Here is a 24,779-nt window from a genome sequence, read left to right as displayed (position 1 = left end):
ATGCGGGTGTCGCGATGAACGGTACGGTAGCGCCGTCAGTCCATCATCGTGCGCTTGTACTCGTCGCAGACCGCTTCGAGGGTTGTGTCCAGTTGGCTCGTCAGATCGTCGAAGCCCCGGCGGCGGCATGTCGTGCGCAGGTCGTCGAGCATCTGGGCGCACTCGTCCGGCCCGAAGACCAGATAGTCGAAATCACCGCGCATCATGACGATCGGCTCGAGATGTTCGATGAGCGCTCGCGTGTCTTCGTCGGACAGGCGGTCAACGCGCTCCGAGATGGCTTCGACGACGGCTTTCACGTCGTCGGCAAACATACGCCGGTCGTTGCTCGTGAGGGTGCGTGCAATCGCCGCCATCTCGCTGGTCGGCACCGCCCCGAACAGTTCGGACGCCAGTTCGCGCCAGCCGCCGTGACCGGCGAACGTACATGCCGCCTCGACGAGCGCCATGGCCGCAGGCGTCTGCTCCGCCTCGCTCAGCAAGCCGATGAAGCGTGCGAGGGGCACGAGACGTTGCGCCGTCGTACACGCGCTCGAGCGCTGCATGCCGTCGAGCAAGTCGCGCCATTCGCTCGCGCGCCTGTCGGCTGGCCCATCGGCAATCGCATGGAGCCGGTGCGCCACCAGATGTTCGATGCTGGCATTCGTCGACGCTTGCGCCAGCGCCTGGGCGCCGTCGCCCGACGTCTTGCTGCAAGTGAGCAGCATGGCGCGTGCGGCATGCTCCGTACGCGCCTCGAAGCGCATCGTGAGTGCGACAACGCGCTCGAACGCCGTGGTCCAGTGCGCAAGCGCCTGATCGCTCTCGAGACGTCGCAACAGCCCTTCGAGCAGATGATGGGCATCGGCGTAGTGCCCCTTGTCGAGCACGACATCGACGGCGCGCGATGCCAGCGTGGCAAACCAGTCGGAGGCCTGCGCAGCGGGATCGCCGAGCACAAGCAGGGCCTTACGCAGCACCGGCTCCGGAATCGACGGACCGGTGCGATAACGCATACCCGAGGTCGACGGCTTGGGTTCGAGCGCCGGGATCTCGCGCAAGGCGGACAGACGCTTCCAGTGCGCTGCGTGGGTGGCGTCGTCGCCACCGAGGGCCGTGGCGAAGTCGCGCTTGCCGATGGCAGGACGCGTCACGCTCGCGGCGTCGTCGGTCGACAACGGGAGTTCGAACAGGCCAGTGAAGTCGACGCGCCAATCGCTGGCCGCAAGGCCCAACGACGGTAGCGACGCCGGCGGAGGTGGCGACGGCACGGCGGGCAGCGTGTCGTCAGTGGGGGTCACCGCAGGTGGGCTGAGGGGCGCCTGAATCGCTTGCCAGAAATCGTAAGGGAAGAGGGCGCGCGAGGGCGTCGTAGGGGGTGGGGTGCCAGAGGGTGCCACTGTCGTCACGCAAGCGGTCGACGTCGAGGTCGACGTCGTGTTGCACGCCGTGGTGGCATCGACCGGCAATGCGGTGTGAGTCAGACGTGAAGAAGGAAACAATGCGGACTCCTGACAGGTCATGAAGGAGCCAGCACTGTGCCGGGTTGTCCGGCGAGAGACTTTGCCGCTCGTGTCAGGGCTTTTCTGATTGGGCCGACGGGTTCAGGCGTTTGAGCACGCTTTGCAGATGGAATCCGGTGCCGGGATCGAACAAGTCGAATCTGTCGGAGATGGCGCGGTGTACGTATTCTCGAACCGCCGAGCCGTCTGCTCGTGTGTGCTCGATGAGTCCTTCGGCAACGTCTGCCCGGACCGCGTTGTCGTCGATCATCGCCAGTCCCTCATGAACGAACGCAATTCTGGCAGCGGGCGTTGCGCGTGGCGTCGCCGATGCGATCAGGCGCTTGGCCAACTGACTGGCCGCCAGATGGCGGTTTTCGCCTTCGGGGATCAGTGTGATCGCGTTGCCGTGAAGGGCAATGTCGGCGGTAGTCGACGCTATGGATTGGCGGTCCAGTTGCACAAAGGCTTTGTTCCATCCGTCGTAACGCTGCTCGGCGCGCATGTATTCAAGCTTCCAGATGGCGGTAGCGCGCCAAAGCTTGTCAGCGTCGGCCGCGCTAAAGCCCGTGAGATTTCGCTGTATTCCCCACGCGACCAGATGCTGCTTGTTGCCGAATACGGTCGCGGTTTGCCGGAAAAAGGCCTCGATCAATGGCGTAGCGCTCGCCAGTTGTTTCATGCCGCTGAAAATCTGGCCGACATACGTCGCAAACTCGCCGGGCTTGCCAATGGTGACGTAGAAGTTGTGCAGATACGAGATCACGAATTCCGCTGCGGGCGGTCGATGATCTTCCTGCAAGAGGTCGATGGCGTTCGCGAATGCCGCCAGTTTGGTGGGCGCCATGGTTTCGGCTGGACAGGCTTCCCGGTCGATCAGATAAAACCACGCGTCATAGCGGTTTGTCTCAGCGACGGTGAGCAAGTCGCCCAGTGCGGCGGGCCGGGATGCCGGGGACGCCGATGCTGGCACTGTAGCGGGTACTTGATAGACGGGGGGAAGCTTGGCAAATGCGGCGGCACCGCGTGCACGCGCTGCGGCTTTCTCCGCCGCTGACGAGTTCGGCGTGCAGAGGGAGGACGCTTTCGTGCCGAAAACACGTTGCGTGATGCTGGAGAGAAAGCTGCCCGACGTGGTCGAACTGTGCGAAGCGGAACGCACGGCGTTGAGATCCCGTCGAATCGCCTGCGACGGCCCGGCCACTGCCGATGGTGGTCCGGACGATTGCGGTTCGAATGTCGAATACTGCACTTGATTCGTAGGCTTTGCCCCCGATAGTGGTTGAGTGCCGCCCATGACTAACTCCTCGATGTGTGAAAAGGAGTGCTCACAGTGAGGCCACTATCGGTGGACCACTTTCGGGAATGTCGGCGAACTACGGGGAACGGTACGGGGATGAGCGATACCTGCAAATCCCCGCGTGGGAAGGGCTTGGACGGGCTTGGAAGGACTTGTCGGATCGTCGCGGAGCGATCCGACGTGCTTTACTCGATGGCCGTCGCTTCGTTCCCGGAGCTTTGACGCAGCGGAATTTCCGGCAGACGGCCCAGCGCGACGATCGCCAGCGCGGCGATCAGCGCACTGCCGCCGAAGAACGCACCGAATGCGATTCGCAGGTGTTCCGTCATCCCGGCCGGGGCGCCGCCGGGTCGCAGGAAGTCGGTGAGTTCGCGCGGGGCGCTGCCGTCGTCGCCGGAGACCAGCAAGCCGACGATCAGCGCGCCGAACATCGCCACCCCGATCATGCCGCCGAGCGCGCGGAAGAACGCATGCGCTGCCGTGGCAATGCCGATGTCGCGCGGCGCCACGGCGTTCTGTGTGGCCACCGTCATGACCGGCATCGCAGAGCCGAACCCGATCCCGACCAACCCGAGACAGATGCCGATTACCGTGAGCGGCAACGACTGCACCCCTGCGGCAATGACCGCGAGTCCGATAAACGCCACCGGCAGGCCGATCTGCGGCGGCCGCTTGTAGTGTCCCGTCTTGCGCATGTAATGCCCGGCGCTAAGCGCGCCGACCACGATACCGAGCAGCGGCAAGATCAGCATCAGCCCGGAACTGCTGGCCGATTCACCACGTTGCAGTTGCAGATAGAGCGGCACATAGATGCCGATGCTGATGTTGACCATCATCACCAGCACGGCCATCGTCGAGGTCATGCGAAACACCGGGTTGGCGAGGAGCGCGACGGGCAACAACGGTTCGCGCACCGTACGTTGGTGCCGCAGGAACACGGCGCCGATCACCACGGCAGCCACGACCAATCCGCCGATTTCCGCCGACACCCACGCATACCGATGCCCGCCCCACGTGAGCGCGAGCAGCAGGCAGACGGTGGCGACGATCAGCAGCAGCGAGCCGAGATAGTCGATGCTCGGCTTGCCGTCGCGACGCGGCAGACGTCGCAGCGCGCGGTCGCTCAGATAGATCGCGAGCAGACCGAGCGGAATGTTGATCCAGAAGATGAGCGTCCAGTTGAGGTACTGGGCGAACACGCCGCCCGTGACCGGCCCGGCCACGCCGGAGACCGCGAACATCCCCGAGATGTAGCCCTGATAGCGGCCGCGCTCGCGCGGCGAAACGATATCCGCAATCACCGTGTTCGACAGCGCGATCAATCCGCCGCCGCCCAACCCCTGCACGCCGCGTGCAAGGATCAGCGCGAGCATGCTGGGCGCGAGCGCACACAGCACCGAGCCCACGAGAAAGACGGTGACGCTCACGGCGATCACGACGCGTCGCCCGAACAGGTCGGAGAGTTTGCCGACGATGGGCGTAATCGCCGTCGACGACAGCAGGTAGGCGGTGACGACCCATGAGACGGCGTCGAAGCTGCCGAGGTCTCGGGCAATGGTCGGCAAGGCGGGCGCGACGATGGTCTGGTCGAGCGAGCCGAGAAACATGATGAGCAGCAGGCCCGTGAGGATCGACTTGACCTCGTTGGGCGTGAGCGAGACGCCGGCCGGCGTCGTCTGTGAGTCGTTGGCGGGCATGCGAATCTGCGAAGCGTAGGGGGCAGGGGGCAATCGCTCAGGGAGCAAAAAACAAGCCGTCCCGAGCGGGGACGGCCTGATTTCTGCCAAACATGTTACTCCCACTGTGGCGACCCGGCCAGTCGCCCCGTGGCGTCTCGGTCTCGACGATCAAGACGCCGTTTCGACAAGCGAACTGTGTGTCGTGCCGACAAGTCGGGCTACTGATTCACCAATCGCGCCGGGACGGCCAGCGTCAGCAACCCGCCCAGAATCATGAACACGGTGAGCAGGAACATGCCGCTGTTGGTACTTTGGGTGGCGTCCTTGAGAAAGCCGATGAGATAGGGGCCGACGAACCCGGCCAGATTGCCCAGCGAGTTGATCATCGCGATACCTGCGGCGGCCGCCGTGCCGCCGAGAAAGGCCGTGGGCAGACTCCAGAACAGCGGCAGCACGATCATGATGCCCATCGTGGCGAGCGTGAGCGCGACCATCGCGAGTTGCGTGTTGTGGCTCCACACTGTCGAGAGGAACAGGCCGATCGCGCCGAGGAATGCCGGAATCGCGATGTGCCAGCGACGCTCGCCGCGCAGATCCGAGCGACGCCCCACAAGCACCATCGCGATCACCGCGAAGAAGTACGGAATCGCGGTGAGCAGCCCGATCTGCAACGGGTCCGTCACGCCGGTGCTCTTGATGATCGTCGGCAGCCAGAAGCCCACGCCATACAGGCCGATCACGAACGAGAAGTAGATGAGGCTCATCATCCACACGCGCGGGCTGGAGAACACCTGACGCAGCGGCAGGTCTTCCTTGGTCAGCACGTCGCTCGCGATGTTGCGTTCGAGCAGTGCCTTCTCGTCATCGTTCAGCCATTTGGCATCGCGAATCCGGTCGTTGAGCACGAACAGCACGGCAATGCCGATCACGACCGACGGAATCGCTTCGAGCAGGAACATCCACTGCCATCCGGCCAGACCGTTCACGCCGCTCATGTCCTTGAGAATCCAGCCCGAGAGCGGTCCGCCGATCAGGCCCGAGAGCGCCACGGCCGTCATGAACCACGCCGTCATGCGCCCGCGCCGCGACGCCGGGTACCAATAGGTGATGTAAAGGATGATGCCGGGGAAGAAACCGGCTTCCGCCACGCCGAGCAGGAAACGCATGACGTAGAACATCGACGGCGTGGTGACGTACATCGTCGCGCCGGAAATGATGCCCCACGAGATCATGATCCGCGCGATCCACACGCGCGCGCCCACCCGATGCAGGATCACGTTGCTGGGGACTTCGAAGATGAAGTAGCCGATGAAGAAGATGCCGGCGCCCAGACCGAACACCGTCTCGGAGAATTGCAGGTCGCCGACCATCTGCAACTTGGCGAAGCCCACGTTCACGCGGTCGAGATACGCGACCACGTAGCACAGCAGCAGGAACGGAATCAGCCGCCAGCCGACCTTGCGGTACGTGGTAGCTTCGAAGTCGGCATCGGGGGCGCCGGACATTGACGAGGGGGGCGTCGGAACGCTGTTCATACGGAATCTCCTCCGGTTTGACGAGGTGTTGTCTAGTTATGTTTGTGTGACAACTACGGGTGCTACCGACTGCTGGAAACGCAATGAACTTCGGCGTACGGATGTTGGGAGAACTCGGGCAGCGCGCCTCAGATGCAGCGCCCGCCGTCGACTTCGAGGCACACGCCGGTGATGAAGGCGGCGTCGTCGCTTGCGAGGTAGAGACAGGCGTTGGCGATGTCCTGGGGGGTGGAGAAGCGTCCCAGCGGAATGCCTGCGAGGAATTTGGCGCGGTTCTCGGGCGTGTTGGGCACACCCATGAATTCGGCAGTGAGTCCTGTGTCGCCGATGACCGGATTGACGCAGTTCACGCGAATGTTCTGCGGCCCGAATTCGGCGGCCATCGCCTTGCTTGCGGTGATCACGGCGCCTTTGCTGCCGTTGTACCAGACGAGGCCCGGACGCGGGCGCACCCCGGCCGTCGAGGCGATGTTGATCATCACGCCGCCGCCGCGCTGCTGGAAATACGGGATGACCGCGCGCGCACTCCAGAAGATGCTTTTCACGTTCACCGCATAGACACGGTCGAACTCGGCCTCGGTGACTTCGAGCAACGGCTTGTTGCGGTGCGTGGTGCCCGCGTTGTTGACCACGATGTCGAGATGTCCGAAGCGCGTCACGGCTTCGTCGAGTAGTGTGACGTGATCGCCTTCGAGGGAAACGTCGCCGTACACGAACGCGGCGCGTCCGCCCGCGTCGGCGATCTCGCGCGCCACTCGCTCACCGGCTTCGCGATTCAGATCGTTCACGATGACAGCAGCGCCTTCGCGTGCGAACGTCCTGGCAATGCCTTCGCCGAATCCCGATCCGGCGCCTGTCACGATAGCCACTTTCTCTTGCAAACGCATGCCTTGTCTCCAAAGGTCCCTGATGTGCATTTTTCGACGCGAAGCGCCCGGTGGTCAGGGAGCCTTTGGCGCTTCACTGCGATCTGTTCGTTGCGATCTGCTTCAGGTGGCGTGATGCTGAGGACTGCCGGGTGCGGCGTATCAACCGTGCCGGATGGCGACGGTCTTGAGCGTCGTGAACCCGTAAAGCGCTTCGAAGCCTTTCTCGCGGCCGTGGCCGGAGTGCTTCATGCCGCCGAAGGGCAACTCCACACCACCGCCTGCGCCGTAGTTGTTGATGAAGACCTGCCCTGCGCGGATGTGGCGCGCCAGACGCATCTGTCGTCCGCCGTCGCGCGTCCAGACCCCGGCGGCGAGCCCGTAAGGCGTGCCGTTGGCCAGACGCACGGCATCCGCTTCGTCGGTGAAGGGCATGGCCGCCAGTACCGGCCCGAACACTTCTTCGCGCGCCAGACGATGCGTGTCCGGCACGTCGCGCAGTAGCGTGGGCGCCTGATAGAACCCCGCTTCGGGCGCGCTGCCGATCACTTCGCCCTGCGACATGACGGCAATGCCGTCGTGCTGCGCTTCGGACAGGAAGTCCCACACACGCTGCTGCTGACGGGCATTGATGAGCGGGCCGAGGTCGAGATCGTCCTGCGACGGTCCCACGCGCAGGCGTGCGAACGCGTCTGCCAGATGGGCGAGCACGGTTTCGTAGGCGTCGCGCTGCACGAGCAGGCGGCTGCCTGCCGAGCATGTCTGCCCGGCGTTCTGCACGATGGCGTTCACGACGACCGGCAGCACGGCGTCCATGTCGGCATCGGCGAAGACGATCTGCGGCGACTTGCCGCCGAGTTCGAGCGTGACCGGCGTGTGGTGCTCGGCGGCCATCTGCGAGATCAGCGTGCCGGTCGCGGGCGAGCCGGTGAACGAGATGTGGTCGATGCCCGGATGCCGGGCGAGCGCCGCACCGGCCTCGGCGCCGTAACCCGTCACGATGTTGAGCGCGCCCGCGGGCAGACCGGCTTCCTTCGACAGTTCGGCCACCCGCAGCAGCGACAGGCAGGCGTCTTCGGCCGGTTTGACGACACAGGCGTTGCCGGTCGCAAGGGCTGCGGCGACGCTACGGCCGAAGATTTGCAGCGGGTAATTCCACGGAATGATGTGACCGGTCACGCCATGCGGCTCGCGCACCGTAAAGACGGTGAAGCCCTGCTGATAGGGAATGGTCTCGCCATGGAGCTTGTCGGCCGCGCCGGCGTAGAACTCGAAGTAACGCACGATGGCCGCCGCGTCGGCGCGCGCCTGCTTGAGCGGCTTGCCGGTATCGCGGGCTTCGAGTTGTGCGAGTTCTTCCTGATGTTTGGCGAGCAGCGTCGAGAGGGCGTATAGCGTGCGCCCGCGCTCGGCGGCGGCCGTGTGGCCCCAGTCGCCGTCGAAGGCGGCGCGCGCCGCGCGCACGGCACGGTCGATGTCTTCGGCGTCGCCCCGGGCGATTTCGGTGAACGGCTGGCCGTCGGACGGATCGATGACAGCAATGACCGTGTTCGCGGCACCTGCGGAAGCGGCGGAAACCCCGGCGCGTTTGGCGGGGGCAACCCACTGATTGCCGATGAAGTGTGTAGCTTCGGGCATGTCGACGGCACCTCGTGTGAAGGGTGGAGCCATTATCACTTAACTCACGAGAGCGTTGACCGCCGTATGGGTCACATCCGCATAAACACCTAAAATGAGCGCATTGCAATTAAAGATATTTTATTGCAATTTTTTCTCGCCTATCCTTGATTACAACAAATCGCCAGACGGGCGTCTGGCATGGCAACACCGCTCGTTGCGTACAGTCATAGCAGACGGCGAGGCACGCAGCGGGGCAGTCGAACCGACGCATTCAGGAGCAGGCAGGCAATGAACGACGCAGTCACGCAAGAGACCCTGTTGAACCGGTTGCAGGACGCGCTGGGCGCGGATGCCGTGCTCACGAGCGAGCCCGACACCGCCGGTTACACGGAAGACTGGCGCGGGCGCTACCGGGGCGAAGCCCTGTGCGTGGTGCTGCCGTCGTCGACCGAGCAGGTCAGCGACATTGTGAAGCTGTGCGCGGCTGCCGGGGTGCCGATCCTCCCACAGGGTGGTAATACGAGCCTGTGCGGCGGCGCGGTGCCGGCAACCGGCGGCCCGGCCCCTGTGATCTTGAATCTGGCGCGCATGCGTCATATCCGTCAGATCGACGCGGCCAACGGCTCGATGGTCGTCGAAGCTGGGTGCATTCTGAAAACCGTGCAGGATGCGGCGGCCGACGTCGGGCGTCTCTACCCGGTCAGTCTCGGCGCCGAGGGGTCGTGCCAGATCGGCGGCACGCTCTCGACCAATGCGGGCGGCACGAGCGTGCTGCGATACGGCAACACCCGCGAGAACGTGCTGGGTCTCGAAGTCGTGCTGGCCGACGGCACGGTCTGGGACGGACTGCGCGCGCTGCGCAAGGACAACACCGGCATCGATCTCAAGCATCTGTTCATCGGCGCAGAGGGCACGCTGGGCATCATCACGGCGGCGGCGCTCAAGCTGCATCCGCTGCCCACGCATCACGCGCTTGCCTGGTTCGCCCCGCGCGATCCGGCTGCCGCGCAGCAGATTCTCGGCATGTTCCAGAACGCCTGCGGCTCGCGTCTGTCCGCGTTCGAAATCATGAATCGTCACCAGTTGGAGCTGGTGCTGGCGAACGTGCCGAATCGCCGCAATCCGCTCTCCGGCGCGCATGCCTGGCACGTGCTTGTCGAACTGGGCGACACGCGCGACGCCGAAGGGCTCGAAGCCGTACTGACCGAAACGTTGGGCGACGCCATCGAGAAGGGGCTGGTGGAAGACGCCGTCATTGCCGCGAACGAAACGCAGCGCGCCGACCTGTGGGAAGTGCGTCACAGCGTGAGCGAGGCGAACAAGAAGGCCGCCATCGGTCTCACGACCGACTGCGCCGTGCCGGTGTCGAGCGTTCCCGAATTCATCGAAGCGTCCACGCGTGCGGTGCATGCCATCGTGCCGGGGCTCGATATCGCCATCGTCGGCCACATGGGCGACGGCAACGTGCACTTCATTCCGATGTTCTCGTTCGCCGCGTGGGCGGCGCTCGCCGACAGCGCGGCCATGGGCGACGCGATGCGCGCCTGTGTGAACGACGTCGCGGCGCGTCTGTCGGGCACGTTCAGCGCGGAACACGGCGTCGGCCAGACGGGCCTGCCGCTGATGCAGCGCTACAAGGCGCCGGCGGAGCTTGCCCTGATGCGCACTGTGAAGGCCGCGCTCGATCCGAACCAGCTGTTCAACCCGGGGCGCCTCATTCCCTGAGCGGCCGGCACATCCACGACATTTTCGTTTTTCACGTTTTGCTGTTTGTTTTGCCATAACTGCGCGCGCGGCGGCTGTGCCGAAATCGCGTCCGTCGCCGCGCCCACCCTCCCAGTCAAGACCGGAGACCATGATGAAACGCAAGACCTCCGCAAGCCCGCTCGATTCCGTAGACAACAACGCAGCGTCGCTCGCACAACCGGGCCGTCGCACGGCCATGAAGACGGCGCTCGTCGGCGCGGCCGCCGTTGCCTTCCCGTTCGTGTGGACGCCGTCGCGTGCGGCGTCCAAGCGCATCGTCGTGCGTGACGACGGCGGCATCTACACGAAGGCGTACGACGCCGTGTACTACAAGCCGTTCGCCAAGGCGACGGGCATCGAAGTCGTCGGTGTGCAGGCGAACGCCGAGCCGACCGCGCAGATCAAGAGCATGGTCGAAGCCGGCAGCTATACGTGGGACATGGCGAAGATCAGCCAGCCCGCGATCCTGTTGCTGACCGGCGGGGGCAAGGAGTATCTGGAGCGTCACGGTCTCGAGTCGGACCCGACCATCGCCAAGATCCCGAAGCAGTACATGTCGCCGTTCGGCGTGGGGACCAACGTCTACTCGACGGTGCTGGCCTATCGCACCGACGCGTTCAAGGGCCGCAAGGCGCCGACGTCGTGGGCCGACCTGTGGAACGTGAAGGACTTCCCGGGCCGCCGCTCGATTCGCAAGTATCCGTTCGACACCATCGAGCAGGCGCTGCTCGCCGACGGCGTTGCGCCGGGCTCGGTGTATCCGTGCGACTTCGACCGCGCTTTCAAGAGCCTGGACAAGATCGCCAAGCAGGTCGCCGTGTGGTGGACGACCGGTGCACAGGTCGAGCAGATGCTCGGCTCGGGCGAAGTGGACATGGTCGCCACGTGGGCCTCGCGTGCGCAGTCGGCACAGGCCAACGGCGTGCCGGTCGAGATCGTCTGGAACCAGAACATCTGGGGTGTCGATAACTGGTCGATTCTCAAGGGCACGCCGAACGCGGCCGCTTGCCGCGAGTTCATCAAGTTCGCGAGCGATCCGAAGCGTCAGGCGGAACTGGTCAAGTACTTCCCCGCCGGCATGACGCAGCCCGAAGCGTTCAACTACGTGAAGCCGGAGATCGCAAAGAACTGCCCGACCTTCCCGGACAACATGAAGAGCGGCGTGCACATCAACGCCCAGTTCTGGCAGCAGAACCAGAGCGTTGCGCTCGAACGTTTCAACCGCTGGATCCTGACCTGATCCTCACCTGCCGTTCCGTTTCATGTTTTTTGGGGTGCTGATCTCATGACCGTTGCCAATCTTCAAGTCTCGGGCCTGTCCAAACGCTACGGCGATTTCGTAGCGCTGGCGCCGACCGATCTCGATGTCGCCCAGGGCGAATTCCTGACCTTGCTCGGCCCCAGCGGCTCGGGCAAGACCACGTTGCTCTCGCTCATCGCCGGTCTGTCGCAGCCCGATGCGGGCGCTATCCGCATCAATGGGGCCGATGTCACGTACGGTGCGCCGTACGAGCGCGACATCGGCATGGTGTTCCAGAACTACGCGCTGTTCCCCCACATGACGGTGGCGGAAAACATCGCGTTCCCGTTGCAGATGCGTCGCGTTGATGCCGCCGAGGCTCGCAAGATGGTCATGAACGCGCTGGAAATGGTGCATCTGCCGCACGTGGCAGAGCGCTATCCGCGCGAACTCTCGGGTGGTCAGCAGCAACGTATTGCGCTGGCGCGCTGCATGGTCTACCGGCCGTCGATCATCCTGATGGACGAGCCGCTGGGCGCGCTCGACAAGAAGCTGCGCGATCACATGCAGCTCGAAATCAAGCGCATCCACCGTGAGCTCGGCACCACCATCGTGTACGTCACGCACGATCAGGAAGAAGCGATGACGATGTCCGATCGCATCTGCCTGATGAACGCCGGCGAGATCGCGCAACTGGGCACGCCGGACGATCTGTATTTCCGTCCGAAGAGCGTGTTCGTTGCCGACTTCCTCGGTGAATCCAATCTGCTCGACGCCACGGTGCTCGAACGTGCGGGCGATCAGGTGCGCGTGGCGATGCCGGGTGTCGATGCCACCGGTGGTGCCGGCGCGATGGTCTACGACGCGCAGATCGAGCGCGGCCGTCCGGTCAAGCTCATGCTGCGTCCGCAGAACCTGCACATTCACGACGGTCGATCGGGCGCCGACGGTGTGGCCACGATTTCGGCGAAGCTCACCGACATCATGGTCACTGGCGGCATGACGAAGCTGTATCTGCAATCGGCGGTGACGGGCGGCGACGCGAGCAAGTCGCTCGTGGCGGCCTTCCCGACGCATCGCCAGGGTAACCGTTACGAAATCGGTCAGACGCTGGGCCTCGCCTGGCACGCCGACGACGCCGTGGCGATCGCGGGGTAAGTCATGAGTGCTTCCGCCGTGGTTCGCCCTTCGTCCTCCCAACCCTCGCAACCGGTGCAGCCGACGCCGCGCCGCTCGCCGTGGCGTGCGCGTCTGCGCCCGCTGTTCATGGCCGCGCCCATCGTCATCCTCCTGGCGGTGATGCTGATCTATCCGGTCGGCCAGTTGCTGCTGCTGAGCATTCGCGGCGAGAGCGGTTTCACCTTCGCCGAGTACCAGCGGCTGTTCGCCTCGTCGGTGTATGTCGAGGTGCTCCTCATTACCCTGAAGGTCTCGTTGTACACGACCTTCTTCGCGGTGCTCACGGGGTATCCGATTGCCTACCGGCTCTCCACGCTCAGTGGTGCGCGCAAGCAGCGTCTGCTGTTCTGGCTGCTGCTCTCGTTCTGGACGAGCTTCCTCGTGCGCACGTTCGCATGGGTGGTGCTGCTCGGCCGTAACGGGGTCGTCAACCGCACGCTGCTCGATCTCGGTCTGATCGATCAGCCGCTCTCGCTGCTCTACAGCTTCCCGGCCGTCGTGCTGGGGATGGTGCATGCGCTCATGCCGCTGGCGGTACTCACGATGCTCTCCGTGATGGAGAACATCGACCGTCGTCTGCCGAGCGCAGCCTCGACGCTCGGCGCGCGTCCCGGTACGGTCTTCTGGCGCGTGTACTTCCCGTTGTCGCTGCCGGGCGTGGCGGCCGGTGCGCTGATGGTGTTCGTCACCGCGATCGGCTTCTTCATCACGCCGACGCTGCTCGGCGGACGTCACGAAACCATGATCACGCAGCTCATCATCGATCAGGTGATGCAGGCGCTGAACTGGGGCTTTGCCGGTGCGATTTCCGTGCTGTTGCTTGCCGTGGTGCTGGTCGTGTTCTTCGTCTACGACCGCATGGTCGGCCTCTCGACGATGGCTGGCGGCGCGGGCGACGCGAAGACAGGCAAGCGTCGTGGCGGCTGGAGCCGTTCGCTCGGTGAGAAGGTGCTCGCCACGCTTGGCAGCGCCACCGATCTGCTGCTGCGTGTGTTGCCGCGTCACAAGGGCGAGCAGGGCGACGGGCCGTTGCTGCGTGTGGTCGTCTTCCTGCTGGTCGTGTTCCTCGCTGCGCCCGCGCTGCTGATGATTCCGATGTCGTTCGATTCGGCGTCGGGGCTGGCGTGGCCGCCCAAGGGCTTCTCGCTCCAGTGGTATCAGCAGATCTGGGATTCGCCGCTGTGGATGCAGGCCGTCACGCGTTCGATGCTCGTGGGCATCGGTGCAGGGCTGCTGTCGATGCTGATCGGCACACCGGCTGCGTTCCTGCTGGTGCGTGGCGGCATGCGCGGCAAGTCGGCAATGCTTGCCTTCGTGCTCGCCCCCATCGTTGTGCCGCGCATGATCCTGGCCGTGGGCGTGTTCTATTTCTTCGCCAAGGTCGGGCTGGTCGGTTCCAGCGTCGGACTAACGCTCGCACACACCGTCGTGGCCGTGCCCTATGTCGTCATCACGATGATGGCGGTGCTGCGCAACTACGACACGCGTCTCGATCTGGCCGCTTATAGCCTCGGCGCGCGTCCGTGGGCGACGCTGCGTCGCGTGACGTTCCCGATTCTCGGCGCCGGTCTGCTCTCGTCGTTCCTGTTCGCGTTCGCCACGTCGTTCGACGAACTGACGATTGCCCTGTTCACGTCGGGCGGCTTGTCGACCACGTTGCCCAAGCAATTCTGGGACGAAATCACGATGCAGATCTCGCCGGTGATCGCCGCGGTCTCCACGTGCCTGTTCCTTTTCATCGCCGCACTCATCTGGGTGGCCGAGCGTCTGCGCCGTCGCAGCCTGGCTACCTGAACCGATGCGGTATCCGATTTCCACGAACTCACGATTCACGGACGTTTAACTCATGCTTCGCTCCGAACAACTCAAGGGCATTTTCCCGGCGATCCCCACGCCGGTGAACGCCGACGACACGATTCACACCGATGCCGCCCGCGCGCTCATGCGCTACTTGCTGGCGCAGGGCATCGACGGCGTGGTGCCGCTGGGCGGCACCGGTGAGTACGGCGCGCTCTCGCGTGCCGAGCGGGTGCGCATGGCCGAACTCACGGCGCAGGAAGTGAAGGCGCACGGCCGCGACGTGCCGGTCATCGCAGGCGTGCTCGACCCGGGGTATCACGACGCCATCGAGGCCGGTCGCGACTTCGCCGCTGCCGGTGCCGACGGGCTGCTGGTGCTCACGCCGTACTACACGAACCCGACGCAAGCCGGTATCCGCGACTACTTCCTGCGTTACGCCGACGAGTCGCCGCTGCCGATCCTCATCTACGAAATTCCGTATCGCACGCGTATCGCGATCGCCCCGGAAGTGCTGCACGAGCTGTCGCGCCACGAGAACATCATCGGCATGAAGGCATGCAACACCGACATGTGGCATTTCCTGCGCACGGTGGCGGGTGTCGACGAATCGTTTGCGGTGCTGAGCGGGGAAGACACGCTGTTCCCGTTGCATATCGCGGCCGGTGCGCGTGGCGGGATCGTGGTGACGGCGTCGCTGCTGCCCACGGCATGGCAACGCATCTTCACGCTGGCGTCGGAAGGCAAGACGGCCGATGCGCTGGAACTGCACCGCTCGCTGATTCCGCTGATGAATCTTGCATTCGCCGAAACGAACCCGGGCCCGATGAAGTCGGTGATGGATCTGATCGGTGTGAACGCCCCGGCGATGCTCGCCCCGCTGGTGCCGCCGGCACCGGCGCTGTCGGCCGAGTTGCGCGAGGAACTGAAGCGTCAGCTGGCGATTTTCGAAGGACGTTGATTAGGTTGGCGACGTCGATGCTGCTCGGGCGGCGGCGCGTTGCGCCATCGCCCGAAGGCGGTGTCGACGTTCAGCGTCGGAACGTCGACAGTCGCGACTTCGAGATCGAGGTGGCGGCGACCTGAATGTGCGGGGCGAGTTCGGCTTCCGCGCGCTCACGCGTCCAGCGCGAGGTCGGCACCGAGATGTTGATGGCGGCCACGGCATGACCGTCGTGATCGGTGATCGGCGCGGCGACTGAAATGTCGCCCATCACGGTCTCGTTCTCGACGATGGCGTAGCCGCGGCGCGCGGTCATCTGAATCCGTTCGAGCAGCTTCTTCTCGTCGATCAGCGTGTACGGCGTCATGGGTTCGAGCGCCGTGCCCGACAGGATTTCGCGCACGCGCGTATCCGGCAGGCGCGACAGGATCGCGATGCCCGAGGCGGTGAACATGGCGGGCAGGCGTGCGCCCACCACGATGTCGATGTTCACGAGATGCTGACCGGGAAAGCGCGCGACGAACACGATCTCGTGGCCGTCGAGTTCCTGGAGGTTGGTCGTCTCGCCCACACGGCGACTGATGTCGAGCAGGTACGGCGAGGCTTTGTCGACCAGCTCGTTCGCGCGGATGTAGTTGTACGAGAACTGCAACACCTTGGTCGTCAGCCCGTAGGTGCGCGTTTCCGGCACCCGGAAGAGATAGCCGAGCGCTTCGAGCGTATGCACGAGCCGTTGGGTCGCGCTGCGGTCGAGGTCGGCCGCTTTTGCGATGTCACCCAGCGTCATGTAGCGCGCAGGGCCGTCGAATGCGTGCAGCACCTGAAACGTCTTCTCGGTCGAGCCGACGAAGAGCGACGAACGCGAAGGGGACGGCGCCGTCGCAGACGCTGCGGAAGCAGGGCTGGCGGAGTCGGCGGAAGTGTCGTGCGTCGAGCGCGACGACCCGGCGGGTGAGCGCGGCATGGGGTGTGCGAGTATGTTCGGATTGTAATGATTGTGATTGTAATGCAATTGTTTGTGCCCAAGTAGCGAACTTTCCCTGAGGGCAGGGCCGACGGCGAAAGCCTGTGGACGTGATCGGGAACATGAGGACAGGGGGAGCAATGCACGCGTTTTCCTGCGTGGAGGATTACCGTCTGGCGGCGCGCCGCCGTCTGACGAAGCTGGCGTTCGATTATCTGGAAGGCGGGGCGGAAGATGGCGAGGCCCTGCGCCGCAATCGCGAGGCGTTCGGGCAATGGGGATTTGCGCCGCGCGTGATGCAGGACATCTCGCAAACGACGAGTCAGACGACCTTCTGGGGGCGTGCCGCCGCTGCCCCGATGGTCGTCGGTCCCACGGGCCTCAACGGCCTGTTCTGGCCGCGTGCCGACGAACTGCTGGCACGCGCGGCGGCCGACGCCGGTCTGCCTTTCGTTCTCTCGACGGCCTCCACCTCCTTGCTCGAAGACGTGCGCGCTGCCGTGCCGGACGGCGAGTTGTGGCTGCAACTGTATGTGCAGCAGGACCGGCGCATTGCCGAGAGCATGATGCGCCGGGCGCGCGAAGCGGGCTTTCGCACCTTGATGCTGACCGTCGACACGCCGGTCCACGGCAAGCGCGATCACGACACGCGTAACGGCTTCAAGCTGCCGTTGCGTTTTACGCCGCGACTGGTGGCCGATTGCATGCGGCATCCGCACTGGAGCTGGCAGATGCTCGTGGGCGGTGCGCCGCAACTGCGCAACATCGCGAAGAGCGTGGGCGAGCGGGCCGATCTGGCGCGTCACGCGGCGATGCTCAGCCGTCAGATGGACCTGTCGCTCAGTTGGGACGACCTCGCCTGGGTGCGGCGTCACTGGCCCGGTGAAGTGCTCGTCAAAGGCATTCTGACGGTCGACGATGCGCGTCAGGCGCAGGTCCATGGCGCAGACGGCATCGTCGTCTCCAACCATGGCGGACGCCAGTTGGGCAGCACGCTCGCACCGGTCGAGGCGTTGCCGATGATCGTGGATGCCGTGAACGCGGGCGGTCGGCCCTTGTCCGTCTTCCTCGACGGCGGCGTGCGGCGCGGTGGCGACGTCGCCAAGGCTGTGGCGCTCGGGGCGAAGGGGGTGCTGCTCGGGCGCGCGCCGTTGTACGGCGTGGCCGCACGCGGCGGGCAGGGTGTCGCGGGCGTGCTCGAATTACTGCTGGGCGAGTTGCGCACCACGCTGCAACTGCTCGGGTGCGCCGGTGTGGACGACCTCACGCCGCAGCGGCTGGCAAAGCTGCCGTCGCTGTGACGGGACGGGCAAATCGGTCAAACCCGCTATAATGTTCCGCGCCCGATTGCCGTCGGGCGGCGGCGTCTTCGGCGGGTTAATTTCGGATTCACTTCTGATTAACGGCGATCGATGACGGTTCGCGCTGCACGACGGCACGCCCTCTTTCATACACAGGAATGCCATCATGAGCTTCAATAACGTGCCCGCCGGTAAGGACCTTCCCAACGATTTCAACGTCATCATCGAGATCCCGGCGCAAAGCGATCCGGTGAAGTACGAGGCTGACAAGGAACTGGGTCTGCTGGTGGTTGACCGCTTCATCGGCACGGGCATGCGCTACCCGGCCAACTACGGTTTCATTCCGCAAACGCTGTCGGGCGACGGCGACCCCGTCGACGCACTGGTCATCACGCCGTTCCCGCTGCTCGCCGGCGCTGTCGTGCGCTGCCGTGCCCTCGGCCTGCTCAACATGACCGACGAGTCGGGCGTGGATGCCAAGCTGGTCGTCGTGCCGGTCGACAAGATCTGCCCGATGACGGCACACATGAAGTCGATCGACGACGTGCCGGAGTACCTCAAGGACCAGATCAAGCACTTCTTCGAGAACTACAAGGCGCTCGAGAAGGGCAAGTGGGTGAAGATCGACGGCTGGAAAGGCATCGAAGCCGCCCACAAGGAAATTCTCGACGGCGTCGCTAACGTCAAGAAGTAAGCGATTTCCCGCGATTGCATTACCCTGGCGTCGCGTGTCGACGTCAATGAGAAACCCGGCCAGGTGCCGGGTTTTTTGTTGGTGCGTGGGCGATCAGACGTATTGACGGCGTCGCGGGGCGGTCAGTCGTGCCGCTTATGCGCTCATGTTGCTCATGTTTCTATCGCGCGTCACCGCTGCCGGGGTGCCGCGACGGACTCACGCCTTGTGTCGTCTGACCATCGCGATGATGGTCTGCTGAAGTTCCGCGCGCGCGTCGTCGGGGGTGACATCTCCGGTCACGGCGGCATCCGAGAGCGCATCGGCGGCCCCGAGCATGCCCCACATCGCCGGCGTGGAGATGCCGTCCGGCCCGGCAAACGGCGCGAGAATTCCCGCGCACTTCGCGATGAACGACTGCTGATACTGACGCTTCACGGCGGCAAGCTCGGTGGAGCCGCTCAGCGCCGCAAGCACACCGGGGATTTCGCGCCCCTGCGTCAGCACACACGTCACATAGCTCGACGCGATCACGCGGGCCTTGTCCTGCAAGCTGGCTTTCGCCGCCGCGACGGCATCGTCGAAGACCACGGTCTGGCGCTCGTCGAAGCTGCGGTACAGCGCAGCCAGCAGGCCGTTGCGTGAGCCGAAGTGATCGTACACCACCGGCTTCGTCACCCCAGCCTCTTGCGCCAGACGCCCCAGCGTGAGGGCATCGGTCCCATGCTCGCCGATGAGCGCCCATGCCACGTCGAGCAACTGTCGCGTGCGTACCTCACGAGGCAGGCGGCGGCGGGGTAGATCATCGGTGGCTGGGTTCATGGTCGGGAAGCGTTGATGCGAACGGGGCAAAGGCGTTAGTCGGGATGCGCGAAGACCTTTTTGCCGAAGCCGCGCGCCATCTCGAGATGGGCCTCAGGGTAGCCGGTGTCGGAGGCCAAGAGCAACTCCGATGTGACGACCTGTGCGCCGCAGTATTCGAAAATCCCGTGATCGATCTGGGTCTTCATCGCGCCGAAGTAGCCGTGACGCGCCATCGTTCGCTGGTCCGCGCCGCCAATGGCGACGAGGTGCACGCGCAGACGTTGTAGCTTTTTCAACGACTTGCCCACCGTCACGTCTTCATAGGCCCAACCCTGCGTGAATACGCGATCGATCCATCCTTTGAGCAATGCGGGGAACGACCACCAGTAAATCGGGTAGACGATGACGAGCGCGTCGGCACGATCGATGCGCGCCTGCTCGGCCACGATGTCGGCAGGGGCGGTGCCGGATTTCCGAAATGCCGCCATGTCGTGAAGCGTGAAACGCGGATCGAACCCTTCTGCCGACAGATCGGCCATCTCGACGGAGTGCCCGAGATGACTGCCGGGCAGGGGCGGCGACGCAGCGATCCCGTGCGCAATTTGGGCGGCGATGGCGTGCGTCAATGAGTGCGGTTCGGGATGCGCGACGACTACGAGTGCATGCATGAGGAATTCCGGTTAAGAGAATAAGTTACCAATAGTAACTTACTTTTGGTAGGTTGTCTTTTCACGCAATGTTCGTCTGAAGGCGAGGGCAAGTTCGGCGACAATGGCCGCCAGTGATTGGGTTCGATACCGGTGCCGGTGTCCGGTTGGCGATCCCGGGGTTGTCCGGTTTGCAGACGAGGTGAGAAGTGAGCAGCGACGTAGTCATCCGTGTAGTGCAATCGATTGAAGACGTGCCCGCCGACGCGTGGAATGCGCTCGCGGGGGATAACCCATTTGTGCAGCACGCGTTTTTGCATGCCATGCATGAGACGGGATGCGCGTCGAAGGGGACTGGCTGGCAGCCGACCTATCTGCTGATGCATGCCGACGACGTGCTCGTCGGCGCGATGCCGCTCTACGTCAAATCGCATTCCCGTGGTGAGTATGTCTTCGATCACGCCTGGGCCGATGCGTTTGCGCGCCATGGTCTCGAGTACTACCCAAAGCTGCTTTGCGCGGTGCCGTTCTCTCCGGTGACGGGGCCGCGTCTGCTCGCGCGCACGCATGCCGATCGCGTGGCACTGGCGCGCGGCGCGATTGCGTTTGCCAAGCAGTTGGAACTGTCGTCTATTCACGTGCTGTTCACGCACGACGACGATCTGGCAGCGCTGACGGAAGCCGGCTACATGCTGCGTGAAGGCGTGCAGTTTCACTGGGAGAATCCGGGCTTCGCCACGTTCGACGACTTCCTCGCTCAGATGAATCAGGAAAAGCGCAAGAAGTTGAAGCAGGACCGGCGACGCGTGCGGGAAGCCGGGGTGACCTATCGCTGGCTGCGCGGTGCCGAGCTTGACGCCGCCGCACTCGACTTTTTCTACCAGTGCTACGAAAACACCTACCGCGAGCATTGGAACGCCCCGTATCTGACGCGAGACTTCTTCGCGCAGGTGCATGCGGCAATGCCAGACGCCTTGCTGCTCGTGATGGCGGAGCGCGAGGGCGAGCCGCTGGCCTGTGCGCTCAATGTGGTGAGCGGCGACACGATGTTCGGGCGCTATTGGGGGACCACGGATTTCGTCTCCGGCATGCACTTCGAAACCTGCTACGCGCAGGGCATCGAGTACTGCATTGCGCACGGATTGCGCAGCTTCGAAGGCGGTGCGCAGGGCGTGCACAAGATGTCGCGGGGGCTGCTGCCTACGCCCACATGGTCCGCACACTGGATTGCCGACGCGCGATTCGCTCAGGCGATCGAGGATTTTCTTGACCGGGAGACGTCCGCGATGGACGAGCACATCGGTGAGCTGGAGGCGCACACGCCGTTCAAGCGCCCCGTCGCATAGGCAGGTTTAAGCTGGCATAGGCAGGACGCTGCCGATACGAGGCCGGGCAAGGGCGGGGCGCGCGTAATATACTGGCGAATCCAATGTCCCTCACGTCTTACACGTCCGCCGCTCGCGCCGGGCGGGCGCGCCGGCCGACCCTTTCGTGGCGGCCCCGCCTGCCGACGCCACGGCGCACGGGCGATGCCTGATAGCCGTCGACATGACCAACCGATTCCTCAATCTCTACAATCACGATTTCGCGCGTGTGGCCGTTGGTGTGCCGCAATGCCGCGTCGCCGATCCCGCTTTCAACGCCGCGCAGACCATTGCACTGGCCCGACAGGCCGATGCCGAAGGCGCCGTGCTCGTTGCCTTCCCCGAATTGGGGATTCCCGCCTATAGCTGCGAAGACCTGTTCCAGCAACGCGCGCTGCAAGATGCCTGCGACGCCGCGCTGGCCGAGATCGTGGCCGCGAGCCGCGAACTCGGGGCGGCGCTGATTGTCGGCATGCCGGTGCGCGTGCAGCAGCGGTTGTTCAATTGCGCGGTCGTCGTGGCGCGTGGCCGTATCCATGGCGTCGTGCCCAAGACGTATCTGCCGAACTACAGCGAGTTTTACGAAGCGCGTCAGTTCAATGCGGCGGACGACGCCGGTGTCGATACCGTGTCGCTGCTGGGCGAAGACGTGCCGTTCGGCTCGCTGATCTTCGAAGCGGCCGATCAGCCGCTGCTGCGCTTTCACTGCGAGATTTGCGAAGACGTGTGGGTGCCGGTGCCGCCGTCGTCCTTCGCGGCGCTGGCCGGGGCGACGGTGCTCGTCAATCTCTCGGCCTCGAACGTGGTCGTCGGCAAGTCGGCTTATCGCCATCAACTGGTCGGTCAGCAGTCGGCGCGCTGCCTCGCGGCGTATCTGTACACGTCCGCCGGGCAGGGTGAGTCGACCACCGATCTCGCCTGGGACGGACAGGCCCTCATCTATGAGAACGGCGACATGCTCGCCGAGTCCGAGCGCTTCGCCAGCGAGTCGCATCTGATTTTCGCGGACGTCGATCTGGAACGGCTCGCGCGCGAGCGCATGCATCAGACGACGTTCGGCGTGTCGGTGCGGCGTCATGCCGACGAGGTCGCCCGCTTTCGCACGATCAAAGTGGACGTCACGCTGCCGCGCGACACGGAACTGCCGCTCGCGCGCGCCATCGCCCGCTTCCCGTATGTGCCGTCCGACGCGCAGCGTCGTGACGAGCGTTGCCACGAGGTCTACAACATCCAGGTGCAGGCGCTGATGCAGCGTCTGGCGTCGTCGAAGATTCAGAAGGTTGTGATCGGCGTGTCCGGCGGGCTGGACTCGACGCATGCCCTGCTCGTCTGCGCGAAGGTCATGGACCGGCTCGGATTGCCACGCACGAATATTCTGGCGTACACGATGCCGGGGTTCGCCACCAGTGAGCGCACGCTGCGTCAGGCGCGTGAGCTGATGGAAGTCGTGGGCTGCACGGCGCGCGAGATCGATATTCGTCCGAGCTGCATGCAGATGCTGGAGGACCTCGATCATCCGTTCGCGAAGGGCGAGGAAGTCTACGATGTCACGTTCGAGAACGTGCAGGCGGGCGAGCGTACCAATCACCTGTTCCGACTGGCGAATCATCTCGGGGCCATCGTGATCGGCACCGGCGATCTGAGCGAACTGGCGCTGGGCTGGTGCACGTACGGCGTGGGCGATCACATGTCGCACTACAACGTGAACGCCAGCGTGCCCAAAACGCTCATCATGCACCTCGTGCGGTGGGTGGCCGAGACCGGGCAACTGGGCGGTGCGGCGGCGAAAGCTGCCAAGGCAGGCAAGGAAGGCAAGGATAGCGCTGCGCGTCGCAACGTCCTCATCGATATTCTCGAGACGGAAATCAGCCCCGAACTCGTGCCCGGCAAGGCCAATGGCGCGCCCGAGCAGCGCACCGAGCATTTCATCGGGCCGTACGAATTGCAGGACTTCAACCTCTACTACACGCTGCGCTTCGGTTACGCGCCGCGCAAGGTGGCGTTCCTGTCGTGGAGCGCGTGGCACGACGCCTCTCGGGGGCGTTGGCCGGACGAGGGACATCAGGCGCACAACGCCTATGATCTGGTGGCGATCAAGCGCAATCTGCGCATCTTCCTGGATCGGTTCTTCCGCACCAGCCAGTTCAAGCGTTCGTGTATTCCGAATGCGCCGAAGGTCGGCACGGGCGGCTCGCTCTCGCCGCGCGGCGACTGGCGTGCGCCGAGCGATTCGGAGTCGGTGGTGTGGCTCGCGGATCTGGACACCGTGCCGGACGATCCGCACGCGTGAACCCTTGTGGGGACGGGCGCACGCGCTGTCATCGGCGTGCCGTCCCGGACCGGTACAATAGCCCGGCGAATTCTCAGAACAATCCAACCAAGATATCGAGGCGACAATGAAACGCGTAACTGCCATCATCAAACCCTTCAAGCTCGACGAAGTCCGTGAAGCGCTGGCCGAAGTCGGCGTCACGGGCCTTACGGTCACGGAAGTGAAGGGTTTCGGCCGTCAGAAGGGGCACACCGAGCTGTATCGTGGCGCGGAATACGTCGTCGACTTCCTGCCGAAGATCAAGATCGAAGTCGTGGTGAGCGCAGCGCAGGCCGAGCAGGTCATCGATGCCGTGCTGGGCGCGGCCCGCACCGGCAAGATTGGCGACGGCAAGATCTTCGTGACCGACGTCGAACGCGTGATCCGTATCCGTACGGGCGAAGAGGGCGAGCAGGCAGTCTGATCGCGGCCCGCGATGCGCCGGGGATGTGCCAGGGCGCTGGGCGGAGCAGCACAAGGAACGACAAAGAAGGGCGACGGCTGCGTGAGCGGCGTCGCCCTTCGGCATTTCAGGGGGTGTTTCGGCTGATGGCGTTGACCGCTGGGACGATTATGAGAGCGTGACGGAGACCCGCATCAGGACTTGAGCCGGACATCGAACGCGACGGTGAGCAGGCGCACGAAAATCACGGAAAACGCGCTGATCGACAGGGTGTAGACCGGGTCCAGATCGGCGTAAGTGAGCGCGATGTAGATCCATCCGCCGATAAAGGCGCACACCGCGTAAGGACGCGTGTCGCGCAACACCAGCGGCACCTCGTTGCAGAGAATGTCGCGAATCACGCCGCCCCCCACGCCTGTGATCACGCCCATCATCACGGACATGAACGCCGACATGTCCGTCTGTAACGCCAGCGACGTGCCCGAAGCGCTGAAGAACCCCAGCCCGATGGCATCCGTAATGAGCAACACCCGCTCGGTCGCCACGCGCGACACCAGCTTGAGCACCATGGACGTGGACAGCGAGAGCACGAGGATGATGACCGAGTACCACTGATGCTGGACCCAGTAGAAGGGACGATGGTCGAGCAGGATGTCGCGCAACGTGCCGCCGCCGAAGGCCGTCGCAAAGGCCAGCACGAAGGCGCCGACGGGATCGAGGTGCTGCTTGCGGGCTTCCGCGAAACCGGAGATGGCGCACGACAATACGGCGATGGCCTCCATGATGGCCAGGATCGTATGCAGTTGGGCGCTCATCTCGTTAATCATCGGCAAATCCTGTCAGCGGCGATCAGGGTGATAAACGGGTGACAAACGGCGACAAACGGGTGACGCGGAATCCACGTGTGAAGCAGATGAAGCGGATGA

At 64.3% G+C, this 24,779-nt stretch carries 20 protein-coding genes; 10 read left to right on the top strand and 10 right to left on the bottom strand.

Going from position 1 to position 24,779, the window contains the following annotated elements:
• Window positions 1-35 precede the first annotated feature (35 nt).
• From A9762_RS13945 to A9762_RS13920, 6 genes are all read right to left on the bottom strand, one after another.
• On the bottom strand, window positions 36-1,481 hold the full coding sequence (locus A9762_RS13945; protein WP_139133216.1) for a hypothetical protein: 1,446 nt from the start codon (window positions 1,479-1,481) through the stop codon (window positions 36-38).
• A gap of 73 nt (window positions 1,482-1,554) precedes the next feature.
• Window positions 1,555-2,685, bottom strand: a complete 1,131-nt coding sequence (locus A9762_RS13940; protein ID WP_069342606.1) for a hypothetical protein — start codon at window positions 2,683-2,685, stop codon at window positions 1,555-1,557.
• A gap of 281 nt (window positions 2,686-2,966) precedes the next feature.
• Window positions 2,967-4,478, bottom strand: a complete 1,512-nt coding sequence (locus A9762_RS13935; RefSeq protein ID WP_069342605.1) for an MDR family MFS transporter — start codon at window positions 4,476-4,478, stop codon at window positions 2,967-2,969.
• Between the two features lie 200 nt (window positions 4,479-4,678).
• The gene (locus tag A9762_RS13930) at window positions 4,679-5,995 is read right to left on the bottom strand and encodes an MFS transporter (protein WP_069342604.1); all 1,317 of its coding nucleotides are present in this window, start codon (window positions 5,993-5,995) and stop codon (window positions 4,679-4,681) included.
• A gap of 128 nt (window positions 5,996-6,123) precedes the next feature.
• The gene (locus A9762_RS13925; protein ID WP_069342603.1) at window positions 6,124-6,882 is read right to left on the bottom strand and encodes an SDR family oxidoreductase; all 759 of its coding nucleotides are present in this window, start codon (window positions 6,880-6,882) and stop codon (window positions 6,124-6,126) included.
• Window positions 6,883-7,023: 141 nt separating this feature from the next.
• Window positions 7,024-8,499 carry an aldehyde dehydrogenase family protein gene (locus tag A9762_RS13920; protein WP_069342602.1) on the bottom strand — a complete coding sequence of 492 codons (1,476 nt, stop codon included), beginning with the start codon at window positions 8,497-8,499 and terminating at the stop codon, window positions 7,024-7,026.
• A 270-nt stretch (window positions 8,500-8,769) separates the two neighbouring features.
• Between A9762_RS13920 and A9762_RS13915 the strand changes: the two genes are divergently transcribed.
• From A9762_RS13915 to dapA, 5 genes are all read left to right on the top strand, one after another.
• Window positions 8,770-10,206: an FAD-binding oxidoreductase gene (locus tag A9762_RS13915; RefSeq protein ID WP_069342601.1), complete on the top strand. Its 1,437-nt coding sequence runs from the start codon at window positions 8,770-8,772 to the stop codon at window positions 10,204-10,206.
• Window positions 10,207-10,339: 133 nt separating this feature from the next.
• Window positions 10,340-11,467 (top strand): ABC transporter substrate-binding protein, encoded by a 1,128-nt coding sequence (locus A9762_RS13910; protein ID WP_206093581.1) that lies wholly within the window; start codon window positions 10,340-10,342, stop codon window positions 11,465-11,467.
• 45 nt (window positions 11,468-11,512) lie between these two features.
• Complete coding sequence (locus tag A9762_RS13905) at window positions 11,513-12,625, top strand: ABC transporter ATP-binding protein (RefSeq protein WP_069342600.1); 1,113 nt, start codon at window positions 11,513-11,515, stop codon at window positions 12,623-12,625.
• A gap of 108 nt (window positions 12,626-12,733) precedes the next feature.
• Window positions 12,734-14,440: an ABC transporter permease subunit gene (locus tag A9762_RS13900; RefSeq protein WP_083253921.1), complete on the top strand. Its 1,707-nt coding sequence runs from the start codon at window positions 12,734-12,736 to the stop codon at window positions 14,438-14,440.
• Window positions 14,441-14,492: 52 nt separating this feature from the next.
• On the top strand, window positions 14,493-15,404 hold the full coding sequence (gene dapA, locus A9762_RS13895) for a 4-hydroxy-tetrahydrodipicolinate synthase (RefSeq protein ID WP_069342598.1): 912 nt from the start codon (window positions 14,493-14,495) through the stop codon (window positions 15,402-15,404).
• A gap of 70 nt (window positions 15,405-15,474) precedes the next feature.
• On the opposite strand, the gene A9762_RS13890 is transcribed toward dapA, so the two are convergent.
• Window positions 15,475-16,350, bottom strand: a complete 876-nt coding sequence (locus tag A9762_RS13890; protein WP_069342626.1) for an IclR family transcriptional regulator — start codon at window positions 16,348-16,350, stop codon at window positions 15,475-15,477.
• 140 nt (window positions 16,351-16,490) lie between these two features.
• On the opposite strand from A9762_RS13890, the gene A9762_RS13885 reads away from it, so the two are divergent.
• Together A9762_RS13885 and ppa are read left to right on the top strand one after the other, a co-directional pair.
• On the top strand, window positions 16,491-17,651 hold the full coding sequence (locus A9762_RS13885; protein WP_069342597.1) for an alpha-hydroxy acid oxidase: 1,161 nt from the start codon (window positions 16,491-16,493) through the stop codon (window positions 17,649-17,651).
• 166 nt (window positions 17,652-17,817) lie between these two features.
• Window positions 17,818-18,345 carry an inorganic diphosphatase gene (ppa, locus tag A9762_RS13880; RefSeq protein WP_069342596.1) on the top strand — a complete coding sequence of 176 codons (528 nt, stop codon included), beginning with the start codon at window positions 17,818-17,820 and terminating at the stop codon, window positions 18,343-18,345.
• Window positions 18,346-18,543: 198 nt separating this feature from the next.
• On the opposite strand, the gene A9762_RS13875 is transcribed toward ppa, so the two are convergent.
• Window positions 18,544-19,146 (bottom strand): TetR/AcrR family transcriptional regulator, encoded by a 603-nt coding sequence (locus tag A9762_RS13875; RefSeq protein WP_069342595.1) that lies wholly within the window; start codon window positions 19,144-19,146, stop codon window positions 18,544-18,546.
• A gap of 35 nt (window positions 19,147-19,181) precedes the next feature.
• Window positions 19,182-19,796, bottom strand: coding sequence for an NAD(P)H-dependent oxidoreductase (locus A9762_RS13870; RefSeq protein ID WP_069342594.1), 615 nt, complete (start codon window positions 19,794-19,796; stop codon window positions 19,182-19,184).
• Between the two features lie 188 nt (window positions 19,797-19,984).
• Between A9762_RS13870 and A9762_RS13865 the strand changes: the two genes are divergently transcribed.
• From A9762_RS13865 to A9762_RS13855, 3 genes are all read left to right on the top strand, one after another.
• Window positions 19,985-21,121: a GNAT family N-acetyltransferase gene (locus A9762_RS13865; RefSeq protein WP_069342593.1), complete on the top strand. Its 1,137-nt coding sequence runs from the start codon at window positions 19,985-19,987 to the stop codon at window positions 21,119-21,121.
• Between the two features lie 202 nt (window positions 21,122-21,323).
• A complete protein-coding gene (locus A9762_RS13860; protein ID WP_069342592.1) occupies window positions 21,324-23,429 on the top strand; it encodes an NAD(+) synthase in 2,106 nt (701 codons plus the stop codon).
• A gap of 106 nt (window positions 23,430-23,535) precedes the next feature.
• The gene (locus A9762_RS13855; protein ID WP_010805431.1) at window positions 23,536-23,874 is read left to right on the top strand and encodes a P-II family nitrogen regulator; all 339 of its coding nucleotides are present in this window, start codon (window positions 23,536-23,538) and stop codon (window positions 23,872-23,874) included.
• A gap of 173 nt (window positions 23,875-24,047) precedes the next feature.
• On the opposite strand, the gene A9762_RS13850 is transcribed toward A9762_RS13855, so the two are convergent.
• Window positions 24,048-24,668: a trimeric intracellular cation channel family protein gene (locus tag A9762_RS13850; RefSeq protein ID WP_069342625.1), complete on the bottom strand. Its 621-nt coding sequence runs from the start codon at window positions 24,666-24,668 to the stop codon at window positions 24,048-24,050.
• Window positions 24,669-24,779: the final 111 nt, after the last annotated feature.

Origin of the sequence: Pandoraea sp. ISTKB, from assembly GCF_001721285.1 — a bacterium.
GTDB classification, from domain to species: Bacteria; Pseudomonadota; Gammaproteobacteria; order Burkholderiales; family Burkholderiaceae; genus Pandoraea; species Pandoraea capi.
The sequence above is the reverse complement of the archived record's forward strand: the minus strand, read 5'-3'. Positions and strand labels throughout refer to the sequence as shown.